Origin of the sequence: Bradyrhizobium sp. 179, assembly GCF_023073535.1 — a bacterium.
In the GTDB taxonomy this organism is placed as follows: domain Bacteria; phylum Pseudomonadota; class Alphaproteobacteria; order Rhizobiales; family Xanthobacteraceae; genus Bradyrhizobium.
Map to the genome: position 1 here is coordinate 1 of NZ_JADPJR010000145.1, position 1,385 is coordinate 1,385.

General features: G+C 60.8%; 1 protein-coding gene. It reads left to right on the plus strand.

Annotated elements, in window-relative coordinates; translation table 11 throughout:
• Window positions 1-88: 88 nt before the first annotated feature.
• Window positions 89-1,120: an IS110 family transposase gene (locus IVB12_RS33875; RefSeq protein WP_247306290.1), complete on the plus strand. Its 1,032-nt coding sequence runs from the start codon at window positions 89-91 to the stop codon at window positions 1,118-1,120.
• Window positions 1,121-1,385: the final 265 nt, after the last annotated feature.

The window sequence follows — 1,385 nt, forward strand, 5'->3', positions numbered from 1 at the left end:
TTGATGCTGTGGACGGCTCCTCCACCGGCACGAGAGTGCCAAGGTATGGGCGCCGTTTTGAGGCTCCCACGATTCGGAGGAGCAGCCTATGCAGTCAATTTCGACGATCGGTCTGGATATTGCGAAGTCGGTCTTTCAGGTGCATGGCGTCGATGCAGCCGGCCAAGTGGTCATACGCCGTCAGCTCAAGCGCCGTTTCGTGCTGTCCTTCTTTGAGAAGTTGCCACCGTGCTTAGTGGGGATCGAGGCTTGCGCGTCATCCCACTATTGGTCCCGTGAGTTGCAGGCGTTGGGGCATGCGGTGCGATTGATGCCTCCGGCCTATGTGAAGCCGTACGTCAAGCGGCAGAAGAACGACAGCACCGACGCGGAGGCGATTTGCGAGGCGGTCACGAGACCGAACATGCGGTTCGTGCCGATCAAGACGATCGAGCAACAGAGCTGTCTGATGCTTCATCGCGTGCGCCATCTCTTCATTCGCCAGCAGACTGCCGTCATCAATTCAATCCGCGCCTATCTAGCCGAGTTCGGGATCGTCGCACCCGTCGGGCGCAGGGGTGTCGAACAGCTGTTGGAAGTCGTCGCCGATCCAGCTGAACGCCGGCTCCCGGAGGTGGCCCGTGCGTGTCTTGCGGCTCTCGGCAGTCAGTTGCGGGCATTGAAGGCTCAGATCCTGGAGTTCGACAGACGCATTGTCGCCTGGCATCGATCGAACGCGACGAGCAAGCGACTGGATGCGATCCCCGGCGTCGGTCCAGCGCTGGCAACGGCGCTAGTCGCGAGCGTTGCAGATGCCAATGCATTCCGATCGGGGCGGGACTTCTCGGCCTGGGTTGGACTCGTGCCGAAGCAGAACTCGAGCGGAGGCAAGGACAAGCTTGGTAGTATCAGTAAGCAAGGCGATCGCTACTTACGCACCCTGTTCACGGCAGGCGCACTCGCCGTGATCCGCTATGCCAAGATCCATGGCGCGCCGCATCGGCCCTGGCTCACAGCGTTGTTAGCGCGGCGTCCCACCAAGGTTGCCGCGATCGCGCTCGCCAACAAGCTCGCCAGGATGGCATGGGCAATGATGGCCAGGAACGAACGCTACAAGGAACCCGCCGCTCTCACGGCGTAAACGAGATCACAGCCGGATTCGGGTGTGACGTAACGGTTGGAAGGGCGAACAGCACTAATGCAGCGCCGGTCGATCCGGCGATCAGGACAACCCACATGGGCCATGGCATTTTCGAATGCGAGCTGTTGATCGGGACCTGATCCGCGGAAGGCATTATGGCCAGCGGTCATGAGTACCGCGCAAAAAGGCCGAACACATGGCTGCTTCGACCAACGCCGCAAGTGAAGATTCTCCTTGCCAACCCGGAGCCGTCCACACATGGCCC